The following is a 19,768-nucleotide window of genomic DNA, read 5'->3' as shown; positions in this document are numbered from 1 at the left end:
CTTCGCGTGCTTAACTCGCGTCGTTTTTGTGCATGTGGTGTATTGCGTCATGTCTGTGCGTGTAAGCGTTCTTATCGGGTTGCTGTCGGCAACCGCTCTTGTCCATCCGGCTTTTGCAGCAGACGCGCGCACGCTGCAGATTTTCGTGTCCAAGGATAAGCAGTCGCTGGCCGTCTATGACGGTGCGGAGATCGTGGCGACCTCCAAGATTTCGAGCGGCAAGGACGGGCACACGACGCCGAGCGGCATCTTCTCCGTCATCGAGAAGCAGAAGTACCACGAATCCAATATCTATTCGAACGCCCCGATGCCCTTCATGCAGCGGCTGACATGGTCCGGCATTGCGCTGCACGAGTCTAATTCCGTGCCGCGCTATCCGGCCTCACATGGCTGCGTGCGCATGCCCGGCGATTTTGCGAAATCGCTCTACAAGATGACCGAGATGGGCGTGCCGGTCATCATTACCGACAGTGAACTGGCACCAGAGCCGATTGACCATCCGACCCTGTTCCGCCCCGACCGGCCCGAACCGGCACCACTGCTATCGGACGTGGAGCTGCGGCCGGCCATAGGCGACGCGAAGACGCAGGTGCTAGTCGCCATGAACGAGACGACGGCTGCCCTGCCGATGCCGCAGTTCCAGCTGCAGGCGCCCACTGCGGATATCGCGCCGATCAGCATGCTGATTACGCGCCGGACGCTGCGTGAAAACGTCATCGATATCCAGGCCCTGCTAAACCAGCTCGGCTTTGCCGCCGGCGAACCTGATGGGCTGGCCGGTCCAGCGACCGTTCAGGCTATCAATGCCTTCAAAGCGCTGCGGCCAACGGAATTTGCCCGTGACAAGGGTCTGATCACGGATACTCTCCTGAGGGAAGTTTACGCCGCGGCAGGCAAAGGCGAGCCTCCGAATGGAGTCATCATGGTGCGACAGGATTTCAAGCCGCTCTTTGAGGCGCCTATTACCATCGCCGATCCGGGCCTTGCTCTCGGCACGCATTTCTTCTCGCTGCACTCAGTCGATGATGCGACAGGCACGGCGGACTGGCTGGGCGTAACGCTGGAGAACAATCTCTCGCGCGAGACGGTGAAGCGGCTCGGCATCGCCAATCAGGAAAGCTCCATCATCAGCGGCCGCCCAACCGCCAGAGCGCTCAGCCGCATCTCCATGTCAGAAGAAACCCGTCACCGGATCGATGCGCTGATCTCGCCCGGCTCAACGCTGACGATATCAGATACCGGCCTCGGATCCGAAACCGGCGAAGGCACGGGATTCATCACCATCACCCGCGAGAGCTGAGGCCTACCAAAGCTTCTCGCTGGCGCGTTCGTCGTAGCTTCGACGGGCGGAGATGATCTTTGCCTGGTTCGTTTCCGTCCAGACCACAAGCGCCTTGATTGTGTCGTGCAGCGTGCAGCCGAGCTCTGTCAGAGCATAATCAACCCTTGGCGGAACGACGGGATAGACTGTCCGCTCGATCAGCCCGTCACGCTCGAGCTGACGCAATGTCGTCGTCAGCATACGCTGGCTGATGCCATCGATGCTCCTGCGCAATTCGGTAAAGCGCAAGGTGCGTTTTTCGAGCAGGGCAATGACCAGCAGCGACCATTTGTCGGCGATGCGATCGAGAATCTGGCGCACCTCGCATTCCTCCCGCGAATCCCACTGGTGGATGTCGTAATCGCGGTCGGTGCTGCAGCAGTCACTCGGTGAGTTTGAAGTGCCTTCTTCCATGGGTCCGAACCATGCCTTATGTCAGCCTTGGTTACAATAGGGAACCGAGGATCAATATGTAACCATTCTCGCTCTTCCCTGCTTCACGGACAAGGAAATCAGAATGTCTACAAGTCCTCCACTGGCGGTGGATAGCGGAAGGATGAGCCGCAGCGCTGCCGGCATGCTCGCCGTTCTGTGCGGCGCGATCTTTCTCGAAGGCGTCGATGCGGCCATGCTCAATATCGCGCTTCCATCGATCCGGGCCGAGCTTGGTCTTTCGACTACTACGCTGAGCGCCGTGGTTTCGGCCTATGTGCTTGCCTATGCCGGGCTGATGCTGCTTGGCGGGCGCGTCGCCGACATGTACGGCAAGCGCAAGGTCTTCCTGACGGCGCTGACCGTCTTCCTGCTGTTCTCCGGCCTCGGCGGCTTTGCGACCGATGGCTGGATGCTGCTAACGGCCCGCTTCGTGACGGGTGCAGCGGCCGCCTTCATGACGCCCGCCGGGCTTGCGCTCATCAATGGCAGCTTTCGCGAGGGATCGCAGCGCAACAGGGCCGTGCTGATCTATGCCGGCACGGCATCGGCCGGCTTCTCCCTCGGCCTTGTCATCGGCGGGCTTCTGTCTGCCGTCGGCTGGCGATGGGTGTTCTTCGCTCCAGTCATCTTCTCCGCCATCCTCCTCGTTGCCGGCATGAAGCTGATCGTAGAGAACAAAGATGAAGCCGCCTCGCGCCAGAGGTTCGACATCGCCGGTGCGGTGACCCTGACCGGCGCCATGCTGCTTGCCGCCTATGCGCTGACGCGGCTGGAGCATGCTACCAGTGAGCTAACCTGGACGATCGCAGCAGCAGGCGCGAGCGCGGTGCTCTGGCTCGCCTTCATCCTCATTGAACGCAATTCGCGTGCGCCGCTGGTGCGGCTCGGCATCTTCCGGTCTGCCGCCCTGGTACAATCCAACCTCGGAGCGATGCTCTTCACCGGCGCCTTCTTCGGCTTTCAGTTCATCGTCTCGCTCTACCTGCAGGAACTGCTCGGCTGGTCCTCCTTCGAAACCAGCCTCGCCCTCATCGTCATCGGCATGGACGCCATTCTGGCGCCGCTGCTGACGCCCCTGCTTGTCGAGCGCTTCGGCAATGGACGCGTGGTGCTTGGCGGCTTTGTTTTTGCCGTCGCGGGCTACGCGCTCTTCCTTGGTATGGGGCTCGACTGGACTTATGCGGCGATGCTGCCGTCGACAATCCTGCTCGGCCTGGCCTTCTCGCTTGGCTACGGCCCGCTGACGATCATTGCGACTGAAGGTATTGCCGAAAACGAACAGGGACTCGCAAGCGGGCTGGTGAATACGTCGTTCCAGTTCGGCGCCGCCCTCGGCCTCTCCGCCGTCAGCGCCATCGGCACACTTGCTCTCGGTGATGGAGACAACCCATCCGAACGCCTGGAAGCGCTGCGCACCGCCTTGCTGGTACCGGTCGCGGCAACGTTGATCGGCATGGTCATCATGGGCTTCGGCAGAGGCCGCTGCGCGGATGCATCCTGCCGGCTGCAGACCGGTTGAAAAACAAAGGCGACCGGCGCACTGCCGGTCGCTCCTTTCGTTCAGACAAGTTCGACATCGACGACGCCAGGAGCGGCCCGCAACGCAGCTGCGATTTCCGGGGTGATACGATACTTGTCGGAAAGCACCACTTCGACCTCGCGCTTGCCCTCCTCCTTGATGACGATGAAGGAGACGAGGCCGTCGCCCTTGGCATTCAGATGTGCGGCAACGGCGCGCAGCGGGCCGGAGTCGCGGACATAGACGCGCAGCGCCTTCTGCATCTGCAGCGACTTTTCCTCCAGCGACTGGATGGTCTGCAGACGCAGGCTGACACCTTCCGGCCGCTCTTCACCGATCGCAGTGATGACGAAGGATTTTCCGGGCTCCAGTATGTCACGATACTGGTTCAGCATTTCGGAGAAGAGCACGGCTTCGTACTGGCCGGAGGAATCCGAGAAGACGATGATGCCCATCTTGTTGCCGGTGCGCGTCTTGCGCTCCTGCTTGGAAATGACGGTGCCTGCCAGTCGCCCGTTCGCAGCGCCCTGCTTCACCGCCGTCGAGAAATCCGCGAAGGTCTGGACGCGCATCTTCTGGAGGATGTTGTTATAGCTGTCGAGCGGATGGGCGGTCAGGTAGAAGCCCAGCACCTGGAATTCCTTGAGCAACCGCTCGGAGGCAAGCCAGGGCGAGAATGGCGGCAGGGCGATCTTTTCCGGACCCGAGGATAGCGCACCGCCGAAAATATCCGACTGGCCGCTGAGCTTGTTTTCCTGGGCGCGCTGCGCATAGCCGAGCACGCGGTCGAGACCGGCCGAAAGCTGGGCACGATCCAGGTTGAAGCAATCGAAGGCACCGGCATAGATCAGGCTTTCCAGCACGCGACGGTTCACCTGGCGCGGATCGATGCGCAGGCAGAAATCCTCGATGCTGGCGAATGGCTTGTCGCCGCGCATTTCGACGATGTGTTCGACGGCGGATTCGCCGACACCCTTGAGGGCGGCGAGCGCATAATAGATGCGGTTGTCGCCAGTCTCGAACTGGCGGAAGGAGGTCTGGACGGAGGGCGCGATGACCTCGATGCCCAGGCGCTTGGCATCCTGGCGGAAGTCGTTGACCTTTTCGGTGTTCGACATATCGAGCGTCATCGACGCGGCCAGGAACTCGACCGGATAATGCGCCTTCATATAGGCCGTCTGGTAGGAGACGATGGCGTAGGCGGCAGCGTGCGACTTGTTGAAGCCGTAGTTTGCGAACTTTGCGAGCAGTTCGAAGATGTTGTCGGCCTGCGGCTTCGACACGCCGTTCTGGACCGCGCCAACGACGAAGCGCTCGCGCTGCTGGTCCATTTCGGCCTTGATCTTCTTGCCCATGGCGCGGCGCAGAAGATCGGCTTCGCCAAGCGAATAGCCCGACAGGACCTGGGCGATCTGCATCACCTGCTCCTGGTAGACGATAACGCCCTGCGTTTCCTTGAGCAGATGGTCGATCATCGGATGGATCGATTCCAGCTCCTCATCGCCATGCTTGCGGGCGTTGTAGGTCGGAATGTTTTCCATCGGACCCGGGCGATAGAGGGCGACCAGCGCGATGATGTCTTCGATGCAGTCCGGCTTCATGCCGATCAGTGCCTTGCGCATGCCGGCACTTTCAACCTGGAACACGCCGACCGTCTCGCCGCGCGAAAGCATCTCGTAGGTCTTCTTGTCGTCGAGCGGGATCTTGGCGAGATCGACCTCGATGCCGCGCTTCCTGCAGAAGTCGACGGCGACCTTGAGCACGGTCAGCGTCTTCAGGCCGAGGAAGTCGAACTTCACGAGACCGGCCTGTTCCACCCATTTCATGTTGAACTGGGTGACCGGCATGTCGGACCGCGGATCGCGATACATCGGCACGAGCTTCGACAGCGGGCGGTCGCCGATCACGATGCCAGCGGCGTGGGTCGAGGCGTGGCGGTAGAGGCCTTCGATCTTCTGGGCGATATCCAGAAGGCGGGCAACGACCGGTTCCTTGGCTGCCTCTTCCTGCAGCTTCGGCTCTTCCTCGATCGCCTTGGAAAGCGGCGTCGGGTTTGCCGGGTTGTTCGGCACCAACTTGCAGATCTTGTCGACCTGGCCGTAGGGCATTTCCAGCACGCGGCCGACGTCGCGCAGTGCCGCGCGCGCCTGCAGCGAACCGAAGGTGATGATCTGCGCCACCTGCTCGCGACCATATTTCTGCTGCACGTAGCGGATCACCTCTTCGCGGCGATCTTGGCAGAAGTCGATGTCGAAGTCCGGCATCGAAACGCGTTCCGGGTTGAGGAAGCGTTCGAAGAGCAGCGAGAAGCGCAGCGGATCGACGTCGGTGATCGTCAGTGCATAGGCGACGAGTGAACCCGCACCTGAACCGCGGCCCGGGCCGACCGGAATGTCATGCTGCTTGGCCCACTTGATGAAGTCCGCAACGATCAGGAAGTAGCCGGGGAACTTCATGCGCTCGATGACGCTGAGCTCGAATTCCAGCCGTTCGCGGTAATCCTTCTCCTCGTAACCGACGGACATTCCAAGCTCGGCAAGGCGCATGTCGAGCCCCTCCTCCGCCTGGCGGCGAAGCTCGAGCGATTCTGCGCGCTCGGCCTCCTCGGGATCATCGGTCGCGCCGGTGAAGCGCGGCAGGATCGGCTTGCGGGTCTTCAGCACGAAGGAGCAGCGCCTTGCGATCTCGACGGTATTATCAAGCGCTTCGGGCAGATCGGCGAAGAGCTTTTCCATCTCCGCACGGCTCTTCAGATAGTGATCCGGTGAGAGGCGGAAGCGGCTGTCGTCGGAAACGATGGCGTTGTGGGCCACTGCCATCAGCGCGTCATGTGCGTCGTAATCGTCTCGTGTCGGGAAGAAGGCTTCGTTGGTCGCCACCAGCGGCAGATCATGCTTGTAGGCAAGGCCGATGATCTTCTGTTCGTGGCGCTTGTCGTAGGTTCCGTGCCGCTGGAGCTCGACATAGAGCCGGTCACCGAAGAGGCGCTTCAGCGCCAGCAGTCGCGTCTCTGCCGCAGCGGCATGGCCGTCCTTAAGCGGCATGTCGACAGGGCCGGTCGAGGCACCTGTCAAAGCGATCAGGCCTTCGGTGCCGATTTCCTCAAGCCAGGAGGAACGAATATGGATAGCCTGATTGCTCTCGCCGCCGAGATAAGCGCGGCTGACGAGATCGACCAGCCGTTCGTAACCGGCGTCCGTAGCGGACAGAAGCACGATCGAAGGCAGTTTGATCAGCGCCTGCTGGCCTCCCCGTTTTTCGGTGTCGAGGCCGTCTTCCATATCGATCGACACCTGGCAGCCGATGATCGGCTGCAGACCGTCGTCCAGCGCCTTCTGGGAAAATTCCAGGGCGACAAAGAGATTGTTGGTATCGGTGATGGCAATAGCCGGCTGGCTGTCGCCCGACGCCTTGTAGAGGATCTTTTTGAGAGGCAGCGCGCCTTCGAGCAGCGAATAGGCGGAATGGACCCTCAGATGGACGAAGCCCGGCTTTCCGCCGACCGCACCCTGTTCAGCATCCGCCATGACATGCCCTTCCAACTGCATCAATGAAGAATGCGCATTGTCGGCATTGAAGGCGATTCTGTCCAGACAAAGTCCCGCTTCAGGACCGCATGGCAGCCATGCGGTCCCCTGAATTCTTACATTGCCATGACGATCAGCGAGAAGCTGGCAATGAACATTGCGATGGAGGTGAATGCTGCGATATCACGGATCATGTCAGTCATTTGGCTCTCCTTTGCTCTTATGTTTTTAATTTGTTCCATGTATGTTCTGTTGTCAACAGGTTTACCCCCCGCTTGTGCGGGACATGGTTAACATCGGAGCAGCGGGACGATGGACACGCAGGAACTCAACGGCTTCATTGTCGAAGCCAAATCGCAGACATATGTTGCCGGCGCCAAGGCGCAGCCTTCCTATCGGATCGGCGCCCATGACCTCGGCTACAAGCGCGGCATCTGGCGATATCTCGACAGCTATTTCGGCGGTACGGATTTTGCCGGCCAGGAAGTAGTGTGGCTGGAGGAAAAGCCGGTCTGGGCGATGAATTATTTCGGACGGATCATCGAGCCCGGGATCATCGACGGAACTGTCGCCGGCACGATCATTAGCGCCGCGCTGTCACAGCTCTACAAGCAGGGCCGCTTCCTCGGCGGCATGGTCTTCGATCATTCGCTGGGGCGCTATGTCGATACGAGCGAAGGCGACTGCACGCATTTCCGTGGCCACGAATTCATCCTTGTCGATGGTCAAAAGGCCTATGAGCTCGATTATCGCGGCGGGCTGATTATCCCCTGATAATCAGAAATCCACGACCTTGCCGTCGGAGATCGTTACGCGCCGGTCCATGCGCCGGGCAAGCTCGTGGTTGTGTGTGGCGATCAGCGCGGCAAGGCCGGACTGACGCACCAGAGCCTCCAGAGCGTCGAAGACATAGCTGGCGGTTTCCGGATCGAGATTGCCGGTCGGCTCGTCGGCGAGCAGCAGGCTCGGCGCATTGGCAACGGCGCGCGCGATTGCCACGCGCTGCTGCTCACCGCCGGAAAGCTCGCCCGGACGATGCGTACCGCGGTGGCCGATGCGCATATAATCCAGAAGCATCTTCGCCCGCTCGCTCGCTTCCTTCCATGGGAGGCCGGCGATGAGCTGCGGCATCATGATATTTTCCTGCGCCGAGAATTCCGGCAGCAGGTGATGGAACTGATAAACAAAGCCGATCTCGCCGCGGCGGATCGCCGTGCGCTTGTCATCGGAGAGGCCATCACAGGGGCGGCCGTTGACCGTTACCTCGCCGCCGTCAGGATGTTCCAGCAGCCCTGCAACATGCAACAGCGTCGACTTGCCGGTGCCCGAAGGCGCTACCAGCGCTACCATCTCACCGCTCGTCAGGGAGAAATCCGCGCTCTTGAGGATGGTCAGCAGCGTTTCGCCCTGCCCGTAGTGGCGCTCGACGCCCGAAAGCTTGAGAACGACGTTGCGTTTCATGAATGCGGCATTCCTTGGATTGGGCCTTGGATCATGACCTTGAATCACGACCTTATTCGTAACGAAGGGCCTGAACGGGGTCGAGGCGAGAGGCGCGCCAGGCGGGGAAGATCGTCGCGATGAAGGAGAGCGTCAGCGCCATGATGACGACGGACACCGTTTCGCTCACATCCATTTTCGCCGGCAGCTGGCTCAGGAAATAGAGCTCCGGATCGAAAAGCACCGTGCCCAATACCCAGGAGAAGAACTGGCGGATCGACTCGATGTTAACGCAGACGAGCACGCCGAGCAGCACGCCGGCGATCGTGCCGACAATACCGATCGCCGCCCCGGTCATGAAGAAGATGCGCATGATGGCGCCGGCGCTCGCACCCATGGTGCGCAGGATGGCGATATCGCTGCCCTTATCCTTCACCAGCATGATGAGGCCGGAGATGATGTTGAGCGCGGCGACGAGCACGATCAGCGTCAGGATCATGAACATGACGTTGCGCTCCACCTCCAGCGCGGAGAAGAAGGTCTGGTTGCGCTGGCGCCAGTCGGTGATGGCGATCTGCCGACCGGCAGCCTCCTCAACCTTGGGCCTCAGATTGTCGATATCGTCAGGGTTGTCGACGAAGAGTTCGATCGACTGCACCAGCCCGTCGGCATTGAAATAGAGCTGCGATTCCTCGAGCGGCATATAGATGATCGAGGCATCGTATTCCGACATGCCTATCTCGAAGAGGCCGGAGATCTTGTAGGACTTGATGCGCGGATTGACACCCATCGGCGTCACGTCACCTTCCGGTGACGTCAGCGTGATCAGGTCGCCGACCCGCAGTCCGAGCTGATCGGCCATGCGCCTTCCGACCAGAACGCCATCGCCCGCCGCAAAGCCCACCATATCGCCGGACTTGATGTTGTCGGAGACCGTCTTGAGCTTGGTCAGGTCTTCGGCCCGCGTGCCGCGCACCAGAGCGCCGGTGCTGCCGCCCGTCTGCGAGGAGGCAAGCACCTGGCCTTCCACCAGGGGCAGCGCCATCTTGATGCCGGGCACGGCCTCAAATTTCTTCACGAGGTCGGCATAGTCGGTAAAGGGACCATCGATCGGCTGGATGATCATGTGGCCGTTGATGCCGAGGATGCGCGAGACGAGTTCCGTGCGGAACCCGTTCATGACGGCCATGACGATGATGAGCGTCGCAACGCCCAGCATGATGCCGACAAAAGAGAAGCCGGCAATGACGGAGATGAACGCCTCCTTGCGGCGGGCGCGCAGATAGCGCCACGCCACGAGGCGTTCGAAGGTGGAAAATGGCTTGCCAGCCGGACCCAAGCCGGATTTGGAACTCCGGTCCACTGCTGCCTCTGCCATTTCGCCTCCGTCTCTCTTAAGCCACGAACCTGTTGATCGCCGCCTCGATGGTCATCGTTTCGCGGGCGCCGGTCTTGCGGTCCTTCACTTCCACTTCGCCGTTCGCGACCGCGCGCGGGCCGGCAATGATCTGGTACGGCACGCCGATCAGGTCGGCGGTCGCAAACTTGGTGCCGGCGCGGTCATCCGTGTCGTCATAGAGCACGTCCTTGCCGGCCTTGGTCAGTGCTGCGTAGATCAGCTCGCAGGTGCCGTCGCAGGCTTCGTCGCCGGCCTTCATGTTGATGACCACGACATCGAAGGGCGCGACCGACTCCGGCCAGATGATTCCGTTCTCATCATGCGATGCTTCGATGATGGCGGGAACAAGGCGTGTCGGGCCGATACCGTAGGAACCCATGTGAACGAAGTGTTCCTTGCCATCGGGACCTTGGACCTTCGCACCCATCGGCTCGGAATACTTGGTACCGAAGTAGAAAATATGACCGACTTCGATGCCGCGCGCAGAAAGACGCTCGCCTTCCGGAATGGCGTTGAAGGCCGCCTCGTCATGCATCTCGGAGGTCGCGGCATAAAGCGACGTCCACTTGTCGAAGATCGACTTCAGGCCGTCGACGCTGTCGAAATCCGTATTTTCCACGGGAATGTCGAAGTTGACGAAATCCTTGTGGCAGAAAACCTCGGACTCGCCGGTATCAGCCAGGATGATGAACTCGTGGCTGAGATTGCCGCCGATCGGGCCGGTATCGGCGCGCATCGGAATGGCGCGCAGGCCGAGACGATCGAAGGTGCGCAGATAGGCGGTGAACATCTTGTTGTAGGAATGTTCCGCACCTTCGCGCGTCAAGTCGAAGGAGTAAGCGTCCTTCATCATGAATTCGCGCGAGCGCATGGTGCCGAAGCGCGGACGGATCTCGTCACGGAACTTCAGCTGGATGTGATAGAGATTAAGCGGCAGGTCCTTGTAGGACTTCACGGAGGAACGGAAGATATCCGTGATCATTTCTTCGTTGGTCGGTCCGTAGAGCATCGGACGGTCCTGACGGTCCTTGATGCGCAGCATCTCCTTGCCATAGGCGTCGTAACGGCCACTCTCCTGCCAGAGTTCGGCCGACTGCAGCGTCGGCATCGAAAGCTCGATGGCGCCCGCCCGGTTCTGCTCTTCGCGGATGATGTTGTTGACCTTGTCCAGCACCTTCTTGCCGAGCGGCAGCCAGGAATAGATGCCCTGCGACTGCTGGCGGATCATGCCGGCGCGAAGCATCAACCGATGGGAGACGATTTCCGCCTCCTTGGGATTTTCCTTGAGGATGGGTATGAAGAAGCGGGACAGACGCATGGCGGATTCCGGTACAGTTGAGACGCCGCTTACCAAGCGGAATCGACGGCATTTGTTAAAGATGGGAGCGTTCATAGCCGCTTCGCGGCAGGAAGGAAACCCGCGACCGGTGCCAGCTGCCTCCCGCAGACGCATGTTAGCGCCTACAAATTGAGCAGGCGCGAAAAAGCGCGTATTTATAAGGGCTTGAAGGCAAATCTTGTCAACAGAAAAATTTTGCGTGAGTGTAGCAAAAATGCAAAAAAAGCTAATGACAAAGCACAATCTTTGAGCTAGCTTTAGCTCACAAAACAGGCAGGAAGGTTAAATTCTTGCCGAACTCGCGGTCAAGTCTTGGGAGGATCAGATCTTAGGCGCGCTTGTCGCTGCCCCGGTAACGGTTAAGGATCACGCGATAATTAAAACAAGGCTTTTAGCCTTGTTTTTTTTTGCTTTTTCGCCTTCCGCCATCCCGAAAAATCAAGCTCGCCTTTCGTTAGGTAAGCCCGCCTTCCGTTACGCAAGCTCTTTGCCTCACTTGCATGACGTGCGTATGACAGATTTTTCGCGGTTGCATTTACATCTGCTCAAAGATTGAGCAAAAGCCATTCCTAATAGAAGCTAGGCCCTATTTGTGGAAGTGCATCGAAGCCGAGACCGAAATAGGTCGAACAGATATACCAGAAGCCGTAAATTGCACCTGAAATAAGCGTCGTCAGCGAAAAGACGAAAACCGGGCGGAAACGGGTCGGCGCGCTCGGCACGGTGCCGAGCACAACATCATTATCGTCCGCCTGGGTGCGCAGGCCTATCGGCAGCACGGCGAAAAGCGTGATCCACCAGATAATGAAATAAACTGCGAACCCCTGGAGGAAGGCCTGAAACATCTTGGTTCCCGTCGATATGGTGCCTTGGCGGCAGGTTTTGGCCGCTTATAAGCCGGAATGGCGGCCAGTTCAAAGGCGGTAGACAGTTTAGGTCACTCTGACGCAGAGCGTCAGACCTGTTCCAGCTCAATCAATGTGCCGAAGAAGTCCTTCGGATGGAGGAACAGCACCGGCTTGCCGTGAGCGCCGATCTTCGGCTCGCCATTACCAAGCACCCTCGCCCCTGATGCCATCAGCTGGTCTCGAGCCGCCAGGATATCATCGACCTCGTAGCAGATGTGGTGCATGCCGCCGGACGGGTTCTTCTCGAGGAAGGCCGCAATGGGCGATGCCTCACCGAATGGCTCCAGCAGTTCCACCTTGGTATTCGGCAGCTCCACGAAAACGACCGTCACGCCATGCGCCGGTAGTGCTTGCGGCTGCGAGACTGCGGCCCCCAGAGTGTCGCGATAGCTCGTGACTGCGGCGGCCAGATCAGGCACGGCGATGGCGATATGGTTCACCCGGCCAAGCATCATCAGACCCTAGTGATGAAGACCGTGACGAGAGGCTTCTTGCCCCAGGTATGATTGGCGGCAGCGCGCACGGCGCGGCGCAGGGCCTCCTGTACCATGTCGATATCCTTGCGGCGGGCGCGTGGAATGCTCTCGAACGCCCCGATCGCGGCGTCGAACAGAGTATCTTCCATATCCTCGCCCTCATCGTCATAGACCGGCAGGCCAATCGCCACGAGATCGGGCTCGCCGATGATATCGTAGCGGCTGTCGAGCACGATACTGACGGCGACATGGCCGACATAGGAAAGCTTCTTGCGCTCGCCGATGCCCATCTCATCGAAGTCACCGATCAGCGACCCGTCCTTATAGATGCGGCCATGCGGCGCCTCGTCGATCACCTCGACCGGCCCCGGGGCAAGCCGCAGCACATCGCCGTTGCGCACACGCGGCACCGTCGGAATGCCCGACTGCTCGGCAAGCTCCTTATGCGCCGTCAGATGCGTTGCCTCGCCATGCACGGGCACGACGACTTTCGGCCGCGTCCACTCGTACATCTTCTGCAACTCGTTGCGGCGCGGATGACCGGAGACATGCACCAGCGCCTCTGTGTCGGTGATGATGTGAACGCCCTGCTCCACAAGACCGTTCTTGATGTCCTGGATCGCCTTCTCGTTACCGGGGATGGCACGCGAGGAGAAGACGACGATATCGCCGGCGGTAAACGCCACATTGCGCATCTCGTCACGGGAGAGCTTGGCAAGGGCAGCGCGCGGCTCGCCCTGACTGCCAGTCAGGATGACCACGACCTTGTCACGCGGGATGAAGCCGTAATCCTCCTCGGAGATGAAGGGTTTTACGCCTTCCAGCAGGCCGATGTCCTGAGCGACATCGCACACGCGCTTCAGCGAACTTCCAAGCAGCAGCACTTCACGGCCAGCAGCTTCGGCGGCTTCGGCGACGGTGCGGATACGGCCGACATTCGAGGAGAAGGTGGTGATCGCCACACGCCCCTCGGCATTCTCGATGATCTTGCGCAAGCTCTCCGAGACATCCTTCTCGGAGGGCGAAACGCCGTCACGCAGCGCATTGGTGGAGTCGCAGAGCAGTGCCAGCACGCCCTCATCGCCAAGCTGACGGAAGCGCGCCTCGTCGGTCAGAGGTCCGAGCGACGGCTCGTGGTCGATCTTCCAGTCGCCGGTGTGGATGACATTGCCGAGCGGCGTGCGGATCACCAGCGACATCGGCTCGGGGATAGAGTGATTGACGGCGACACCCTCAATGCTGAAGGGGCCGACATTGATCGTATCGCCGGCCTTGAAGATCGTCACCGGCACTTCGCCGATCGCATCCTTCTCGAAATTGCGCTTGGCTTCCAACAGGCCGGCCGTGAAGGGCGAGGCATAGACCGGCACGTTCAGCCCCGGCCAAAGATCGGCGAGCGCGCCGTAGTGATCCTCATGGGCGTGGGTGATGATGATCGCCTTGAGGTTCTTGCGCTCATTGGCAAGGAAGCGGATATCCGGCAGGACGAGATCGACACCCGGCAGATCCGGCCCCGGAAAGGTGACGCCGCAATCCACCATGATCCACTGGCGGTGATCCGCCGGGCCGTAGCCGTACAGCGCGAGATTCATGCCGATCTCGCCGACGCCGCCCAGGGGCAGAAATACCAGTTCGTCCTGTTTCGCCATAATGTTTGTTTTTTCCACTATCCAAAGAATACATCGCCGGCCGCAATCGGCATTATCCTGCCTGCGCCGGTATCGAGCATCAACAGGCCATTATCATCTATTCCGGCGAAATATCCTGAAATCGACCTGTCGGGCAGATTCACGGTTATCTTTTCGCCAATACCGCAGGCGACAGCGCGCCACCGAGCTGTGACCTCGGCAATACCCTGCCCTTCATCCCAGGTATCAAGCGTCTCGGCCATGGAGGCAAAGAGATGGGCGAAGAGCTCTTCGGGCGAAGCCGCACTTCCCTGATCGCGCAGGCAAGTGACGGGATAGATAGGATTGTCGGGCATGACCGATACATTGATGCCGATGCCGATCACGACAGCATGGCGGCCATCAGCCAGCCGTTCGCCTTCCACGAGGATGCCGCAGGTCTTCTTGCGTCCGATCAGGATATCGTTCGGCCACTTCACCTCCAGCGGCTCGGCGCCGGGGGGCAATACACTGCGGATCGCCTGGTGCACGGCAACGGCGATTGCCAGCGGCAGGGAGGCAAGGCGCTCCATCGGCGCCGGATCGATGAGAAGAAGTGAAGCGTAGAGATTGCCGCGCTCTGAAACCCAGGGACGGCCCCGGCGGCCTCGGCCGCCGGTCTGTCGTTCGGCGGTCACCCAGAGCAGACCGTTGTCCCCTGCCCGAGCCCGGGCAAGGCATTCCGTGTTGGTCGACGACGTATCCGACAAGGCCTCGTGCCTGATATCGCCGAGCGATATCCGGCGCCGCTTGTCGGAAGCCATCAGAACAGCGTTGCCGCAGCAAGCTCTGCCGCACCACCGATCGGACCGCCGATGAGAACATAGGCGGCGACGAAGAGGCCGGAGAGACCGAAGACGAGGCGCAGCGAGCCGGAGACGCGGGCGAATTCGCCGGTCGCCTCATCGAACCACATCAGCTTGATGACGCGCAGGTAGTAGTAAGCGCCAACGACCGAGGCGAGAACACCGATGACGGCAAGCGCATAGAGCTTGGCTTCGATGGCGGCGACGAAAACGAAGTACTTCGCGAAGAAGCCGGCGAGCGGCGGGATACCGGCAAGCGAGAACATCAACGCGGTCAGCACGACAGCCATGAAAGGGTTGGTCGTCGACAGGCCGGCGAGATCGCTGACATTTTCGACAACCGTGCCATCCTTGCGGCGCATCGACATGATGATTGCGAAGGAGCCGAGGGTCATGACCATGTAGATCGCCATGTAGAGCATGACGCCGGTGACGCCCGTCTGGTTGCCGGCGGCCAGGCCAACCAGCGCGTAACCCATGTGACCGATCGAGGAATAGGCCATCAGTCGCTTGATGTTCTTCTGGCCGATGGCCGCGAACGAACCGAGCAGCATCGAGGCGATCGAGATGAAGACGATGACCTGCTGCCAGTCGGTCAGCACCGGCTCGAAAGCGGTGATGACGATGCGGGTCATCATCGCCATGGCGGCAACCTTTGGTGCGCTCGCCAGGAAGGCGGTGACCGGGGTCGGCGCGCCTTCATAAACGTCCGGCGTCCACATGTGGAACGGAACGGCCGAGATCTTGAAGGCGATACCGGCGAGGATGAAGACGAGGCCGAAGATCAGGCCGAGCGAGCGTGCTCCTTCGACCGTGAGCGCCTGGGCAACCTCGGCGAAATGCGTGTGACCGGTGAAGCCGTAGACCAGCGACATGCCGTAGAGCAGCATGCCCGAGGAAAGCGCGCCGAGGACGAAATACTTCAGGCCGGCTTCGGTCGACTTCAGGCTGTCGCGGTTGATCGCAGCGATGACGTAGATCGCCAGAGACTGCAGTTCGAGGCCGAGGTAGAGCGCGATCAGATCATTTGCCGAGATCATCAGCATGATGCCGAGCGTGCAGAGCACCAGGAGAACCGGGAACTCGAACTTGTCGAGCTGATTTTCCCGCGCATGACCCATCGACATGAACAGCGCGACCAGAGAACCGATCAGGGCCAGCACCTTCATGAAGCGTGCAAAGCCGTCGGCGAGATAGACGCCGCCATAGGCAAGGCCGTCGCCGGGAATGAAGATCAGCCACAGGCCAGAGATGGCAATCACGATCATCGCCAGCGCGCTGACGAGCGGACCGGACCGCTCGCCCGAGAAAACGCCGATCATGAGCAGCAGAAGGGCACCGATCGCGAGGATGATTTCCGGCGCGGACAGGTACAGGCTCAGGGAGATTGTTTCAGCAGTCATGTCCTAAAGTCCCGTCATTTCATCGACAGCGCAACATTCTGCGCTGCCTGCACTGCGGCCGAATAGCTGTTGATCAGATGGTCTACGGAAGCTGCGGTCGCATCGAAGACCGGAGCCGGATAGACGCCGAAGAAAATAGTGAGCGCAACCAGCGGATAAAGGATGACCTTTTCACGCGGCGAGAGGTCGAGCAAAGCCTTCAGCTTTTCCTTTTCCAGCGCGCCGAAAATCACCCGGCGATAGAGCCAGAGCGCATAGGCGGCCGAGAGGATGACACCGGTGGCGGCAAAGAGTGCAACCCAGGTGTTGGCGCGGAAGACACCGATCAGAGTCAGGAATTCACCGATGAAGCCCGAAGTGCCCGGCAGGCCAACATTCGCCATGGTGAAGACCATGAAGGCCACCGCGTATTTCGGCATGTTGTTGACCAGGCCGCCATAGGCCGCGATCTCGCGGGTGTGGGTACGGTCATAGACGACGCCGACGCAGAGGAAGAGCGCGCCCGAGACGATGCCGTGCGACAGCATCTGGAAGATCGAACCCTGCAGGCCCTGAGCGTTGGCCGCGAAAATGCCCATCGTCACGTAGCCCATGTGAGCGACCGAGGAATAGGCGATCAGCTTCTTGATGTCGTCCTGCATCATCGCGACCAGCGAGGTGTAGATGATAGCGATAACGGACAGCGCGAACACGAGCGGCGCGAAATGATCCGAAGCGACCGGGAACATGCCGATCGAGAAGCGGATCAGGCCGTAGCCGCCGAGCTTCAGGAGCACGCCTGCCAGGATGACGGAACCGGCCGTCGGCGCCTGGACGTGTGCGTCCGGGAGCCAGGTATGGACCGGCCACATCGGCATCTTCACCGCGAAGGAAGCGAAGAAGGCAAGCCACAGCCAGGTCTGCATTGCCGGCGGGAACTTGTAGGCCAGCAGCGCGGTGATGTCGGTCGTTCCGGCCTGCCAGTACATGGCCATGATGGCGAGCAGCATCAGCACCGAGCCGAGCAGCGTGTAGAGGAAGAACTTGTAGCTCGCATAGACGCGGTTCGCACCGCCCCATACGCCGATAATCAGGAACATCGGAATGAGGCCGCCTTCGAAGAAGACGTAGAAGAGAACGATATCGAGCGAGACGAAGACACCGACCATCATCACTTCAAGGATGAGGAAGGCGATCATGTATTCCTTCAGGCGCTTCTCGATCGAGAGCCAGCTTGCGAGCACGCAGAAGGGCATCAAGAAGGTCGAGAGGATGATGAACAGCATGGAGATGCCGTCGACACCGACATGGTAGCCGATGCCGGTGCCGAGCCAGCTATGTTGCTCGATCATCTGGAAGCCCGGATTGGCGTTGTCAAAGCCGATCCAGATAAAGAGCGAGAGGATGAAGGTGAAGACCGTGGTGATCAAGGAGATCCACAGCACGTTCTTGCGGCCGTTCTCGGTTTCGCCGTTCATCAGCAACAGGAGCACCACGCCGACGAGCGGCAGGAAGGTGACCGTTGAAAGAATAGGCCAATCGGTCATCAGAAGGAACTCCCGAGCATCATCCAGGTAACGAGCGCCGCAACGCCGATCAGCATCGCGAAGGCATAGTGATAGAGGTAGCCGGTCTGCAGGCGCACGACGCGGTCGGTAACGTTGACGACGCGGGCGGCAATGCCGTTCGGACCGTAGGTATCGATGACGCCGACATCCCCCTTCTGCCACAGGAAGCGGCCGAGCGCCTTGGCGGAGCGGACGAAGAGGAAGTCATAGAGCTCGTCGAAATACCATTTGTTGAGCAGGAACTGGTAGAGCACACGATGCTGCTCGGCGAGCTTACGCGGCGTCGAGGGCGACCTGATGTACATGTACCAGGCGGTCACGAAACCGAGCAACATGGCGATGAAGGGGCTGAGGCCGACCCATGCCGGAACATGATGGAATTCTTCCACCAGTTCGTTCTCGGCACCGGTGAAGAGCGCGCCCTTCCAGAACTCGGCATATTCCTCGCCATAGAAACGGCCTTCGAAGAGCACGCCGGCAAAAACTGCACCGATGGCGAGGAGGTAGAGCGGCACCAGCATGACCTGCGGCGATTCATGGACGTGGTGCATGACCTCGTGCGAAGCGCGCGGCTTGCCGTAGAAGGTCATGAAGATCAAGCGCCAAGAATAGAAGCTGGTGAAGAGAGCGGCAATGACCAGCAATGTGAAGGCGAAGCCTGCAGCCGGCGAATGCGACGCATAGGCAGCCTCGATGATGACGTCCTTCGAGAAGAAGCCGGCAAAGCCGAACGGGGTGAAGGGAATGCCGACACCGGTGATCGCCAGCGTACCGATGATCATCATACGGAACGTCCACTTGATGTGCGGACGCAGGCCACCCATGTAGCGCATATCCTGCTCACCGTCGACGGCGTGGATGACCGAGCCGGCGCAAAGGAAGAGCAGAGCCTTGAAGAAGGCGTGCGTGAAGAGGTGGAAGATTGCCGCGCCATAGGCGCCGACGCCGAGGGCGACGAACATGTAGCCGAGCTGCGAGCAGGTCGAGTAGGCGATGACGCGCTTGATGTCGTTCTGCACGAGGCCGACGGTCGCCGCGAAGAAGGCAGTGATTGCGCCGATGATCGTCACGACGACGAGCGCATCATGCGAGAGTTCGAAAAGCGGCGACATGCGGGCGACGAGGAAGACGCCGGCGGTCACCATTGTTGCGGCATGGATGAGTGCGGATACCGGGGTTGGGCCTTCCATGGCATCCGGCAGCCAGGTGTGCAGCAGGAACTGTGCCGATTTACCCATCGCACCCATGAAGAGCAGCAGGCAGGCGCCGGTCAGCGCATGCGCCTTGTCGAGATGCATGCCGAAGAGGTTCAGGATCACTTCACCGGCTTCACCGCCGCCTTCCGCCGGAGCGAAGGTCGAAGCATTGGCGAAGATCGTGTCGAAGTTGATCGAGCCGAACAGCACGAAGACGGTGGCAATGCCAAGCACGAAGCCGAAGTCGCCGACGCGGTTGACGATGAAGGCCTTTATTGCAGCCGCCGATGCCGAGGGCTTCTTGTACCAGAAGCCGATCAGCAGATACGAGGCCAGACCCACGCCTTCCCAGCCGAAGAACATCTGGGCGAGGTTGTCGGAGGTCACCAGCATGAGCATGGCGAAAGTGAAGAGCGAGAGATAGGCGAAGAAGCGCGGACGGTGCGGATCGGTGTGCATGTAACCGATCGAGTAGACATGCACCAGCGTCGAGACCGTATTGACGACGATCAGCATGACCGAGGTCAGCGTATCGACACGCAGCGACCAGGAGACATCGATGCCGCCGGACTGGATCCAGCGCAGAACCTCGACCTTGATCACGCCTTCCGGATGGCCGAGCGCAACCGTGAAGAAGACGACCCAGGACAGGATGGCGGCGATGATCATCAGGCCGCTGGTGACATATTCCGACGCCTTGGCGCCGATCGCGCGACCGAAGAGGCCGGCAATGATCGCACCGATCAGGGGAAGGAAGACGATAGCCTTATAGAGGAACATGAGCC

15 protein-coding genes are annotated in these 19,768 nt (G+C 60.2%); 3 read left to right on the top strand and 12 right to left on the bottom strand.

Translation table 11 applies throughout. The features are described from left to right. Positions 1-49 precede the first annotated feature (49 nt). Positions 50-1,300, top strand: a complete 1,251-nt coding sequence (locus PMI11_RS27695; protein WP_007823928.1) for a L,D-transpeptidase family protein — start codon at positions 50-52, stop codon at positions 1,298-1,300. 3 nt (positions 1,301-1,303) lie between these two features. Here PMI11_RS27695 and PMI11_RS27690 read toward each other — a convergent pair whose 3' ends face one another. Next, positions 1,304-1,735 carry a winged helix-turn-helix transcriptional regulator gene (locus PMI11_RS27690; RefSeq protein WP_007823926.1) on the bottom strand — a complete coding sequence of 144 codons (432 nt, stop codon included), beginning with the start codon at positions 1,733-1,735 and terminating at the stop codon, positions 1,304-1,306. Between the two features lie 103 nt (positions 1,736-1,838). On the opposite strand from PMI11_RS27690, the gene PMI11_RS27685 reads away from it, so the two are divergent. After that, on the top strand, positions 1,839-3,275 hold the full coding sequence (locus PMI11_RS27685) for an MFS transporter (RefSeq protein ID WP_007823921.1): 1,437 nt from the start codon (positions 1,839-1,841) through the stop codon (positions 3,273-3,275). A gap of 41 nt (positions 3,276-3,316) precedes the next feature. Here PMI11_RS27685 and dnaE read toward each other — a convergent pair whose 3' ends face one another. Beyond that, positions 3,317-6,802 carry a DNA polymerase III subunit alpha gene (gene dnaE, locus PMI11_RS27680; protein WP_007823920.1) on the bottom strand — a complete coding sequence of 1,162 codons (3,486 nt, stop codon included), beginning with the start codon at positions 6,800-6,802 and terminating at the stop codon, positions 3,317-3,319. A gap of 312 nt (positions 6,803-7,114) precedes the next feature. Here dnaE and PMI11_RS27675 point away from each other — a divergent pair, with 312 nt between their 5' ends. Continuing rightward, on the top strand, positions 7,115-7,576 hold the full coding sequence (locus tag PMI11_RS27675; RefSeq protein ID WP_007823917.1) for a DUF5680 domain-containing protein: 462 nt from the start codon (positions 7,115-7,117) through the stop codon (positions 7,574-7,576). Between the two features lie 3 nt (positions 7,577-7,579). Here the strand turns inward: PMI11_RS27675 and PMI11_RS27670 are convergent, their stop codons facing one another. The 10 genes from PMI11_RS27670 to nuoL all read right to left on the bottom strand — a co-directional run bounded on the left by PMI11_RS27670 (position 7,580) and on the right by nuoL (position 19,763). Beyond that, positions 7,580-8,263 (bottom strand): ABC transporter ATP-binding protein, encoded by a 684-nt coding sequence (locus PMI11_RS27670; protein WP_007823915.1) that lies wholly within the window; start codon positions 8,261-8,263, stop codon positions 7,580-7,582. A gap of 52 nt (positions 8,264-8,315) precedes the next feature. Next, positions 8,316-9,620, bottom strand: coding sequence for a lipoprotein-releasing ABC transporter permease subunit (locus PMI11_RS27665; protein ID WP_007823914.1), 1,305 nt, complete (start codon positions 9,618-9,620; stop codon positions 8,316-8,318). Positions 9,621-9,636: 16 nt separating this feature from the next. Continuing rightward, positions 9,637-10,959 (bottom strand): proline--tRNA ligase, encoded by a 1,323-nt coding sequence (gene proS / locus PMI11_RS27660; protein WP_037072356.1) that lies wholly within the window; start codon positions 10,957-10,959, stop codon positions 9,637-9,639. A gap of 590 nt (positions 10,960-11,549) precedes the next feature. Further along, complete coding sequence (locus PMI11_RS27655; RefSeq protein ID WP_007823912.1) at positions 11,550-11,825, bottom strand: DUF1467 family protein; 276 nt, start codon at positions 11,823-11,825, stop codon at positions 11,550-11,552. A 110-nt stretch (positions 11,826-11,935) separates the two neighbouring features. Further along, on the bottom strand, positions 11,936-12,340 hold the full coding sequence (gene mce, locus PMI11_RS27650; protein WP_007823910.1) for a methylmalonyl-CoA epimerase: 405 nt from the start codon (positions 12,338-12,340) through the stop codon (positions 11,936-11,938). 2 nt (positions 12,341-12,342) lie between these two features. Beyond that, positions 12,343-14,013, bottom strand: coding sequence for a ribonuclease J (locus tag PMI11_RS27645; protein ID WP_007823908.1), 1,671 nt, complete (start codon positions 14,011-14,013; stop codon positions 12,343-12,345). A gap of 17 nt (positions 14,014-14,030) precedes the next feature. Next, positions 14,031-14,795, bottom strand: a complete 765-nt coding sequence (locus tag PMI11_RS27640) for a biotin--[acetyl-CoA-carboxylase] ligase (RefSeq protein WP_007823907.1) — start codon at positions 14,793-14,795, stop codon at positions 14,031-14,033. Then, positions 14,795-16,240, bottom strand: a complete 1,446-nt coding sequence (nuoN, locus tag PMI11_RS27635; protein ID WP_007823906.1) for an NADH-quinone oxidoreductase subunit NuoN — start codon at positions 16,238-16,240, stop codon at positions 14,795-14,797. Before nuoN ends, PMI11_RS27640 begins: the two co-directional genes overlap by 1 nt. A 14-nt stretch (positions 16,241-16,254) precedes the next feature. Further along, entirely contained in the window at positions 16,255-17,766 is a 1,512-nt protein-coding gene (locus PMI11_RS27630; RefSeq protein ID WP_007823904.1) for an NADH-quinone oxidoreductase subunit M, read from the bottom strand. Further along, complete coding sequence (gene nuoL, locus PMI11_RS27625) at positions 17,766-19,763, bottom strand: NADH-quinone oxidoreductase subunit L (protein WP_007823902.1); 1,998 nt, start codon at positions 19,761-19,763, stop codon at positions 17,766-17,768. The genes PMI11_RS27630 and nuoL overlap by 1 nt, the downstream gene beginning before the upstream one ends. Between the last annotated feature and the right edge of the window lie 5 nt (positions 19,764-19,768).

Source organism: Rhizobium sp. CF142 (genome assembly GCF_000281145.1).
In the GTDB taxonomy this organism is placed as follows: Bacteria; Pseudomonadota; Alphaproteobacteria; order Rhizobiales; family Rhizobiaceae; genus Rhizobium.
This window is presented reverse-complemented; position numbering and strand designations above follow the sequence as displayed.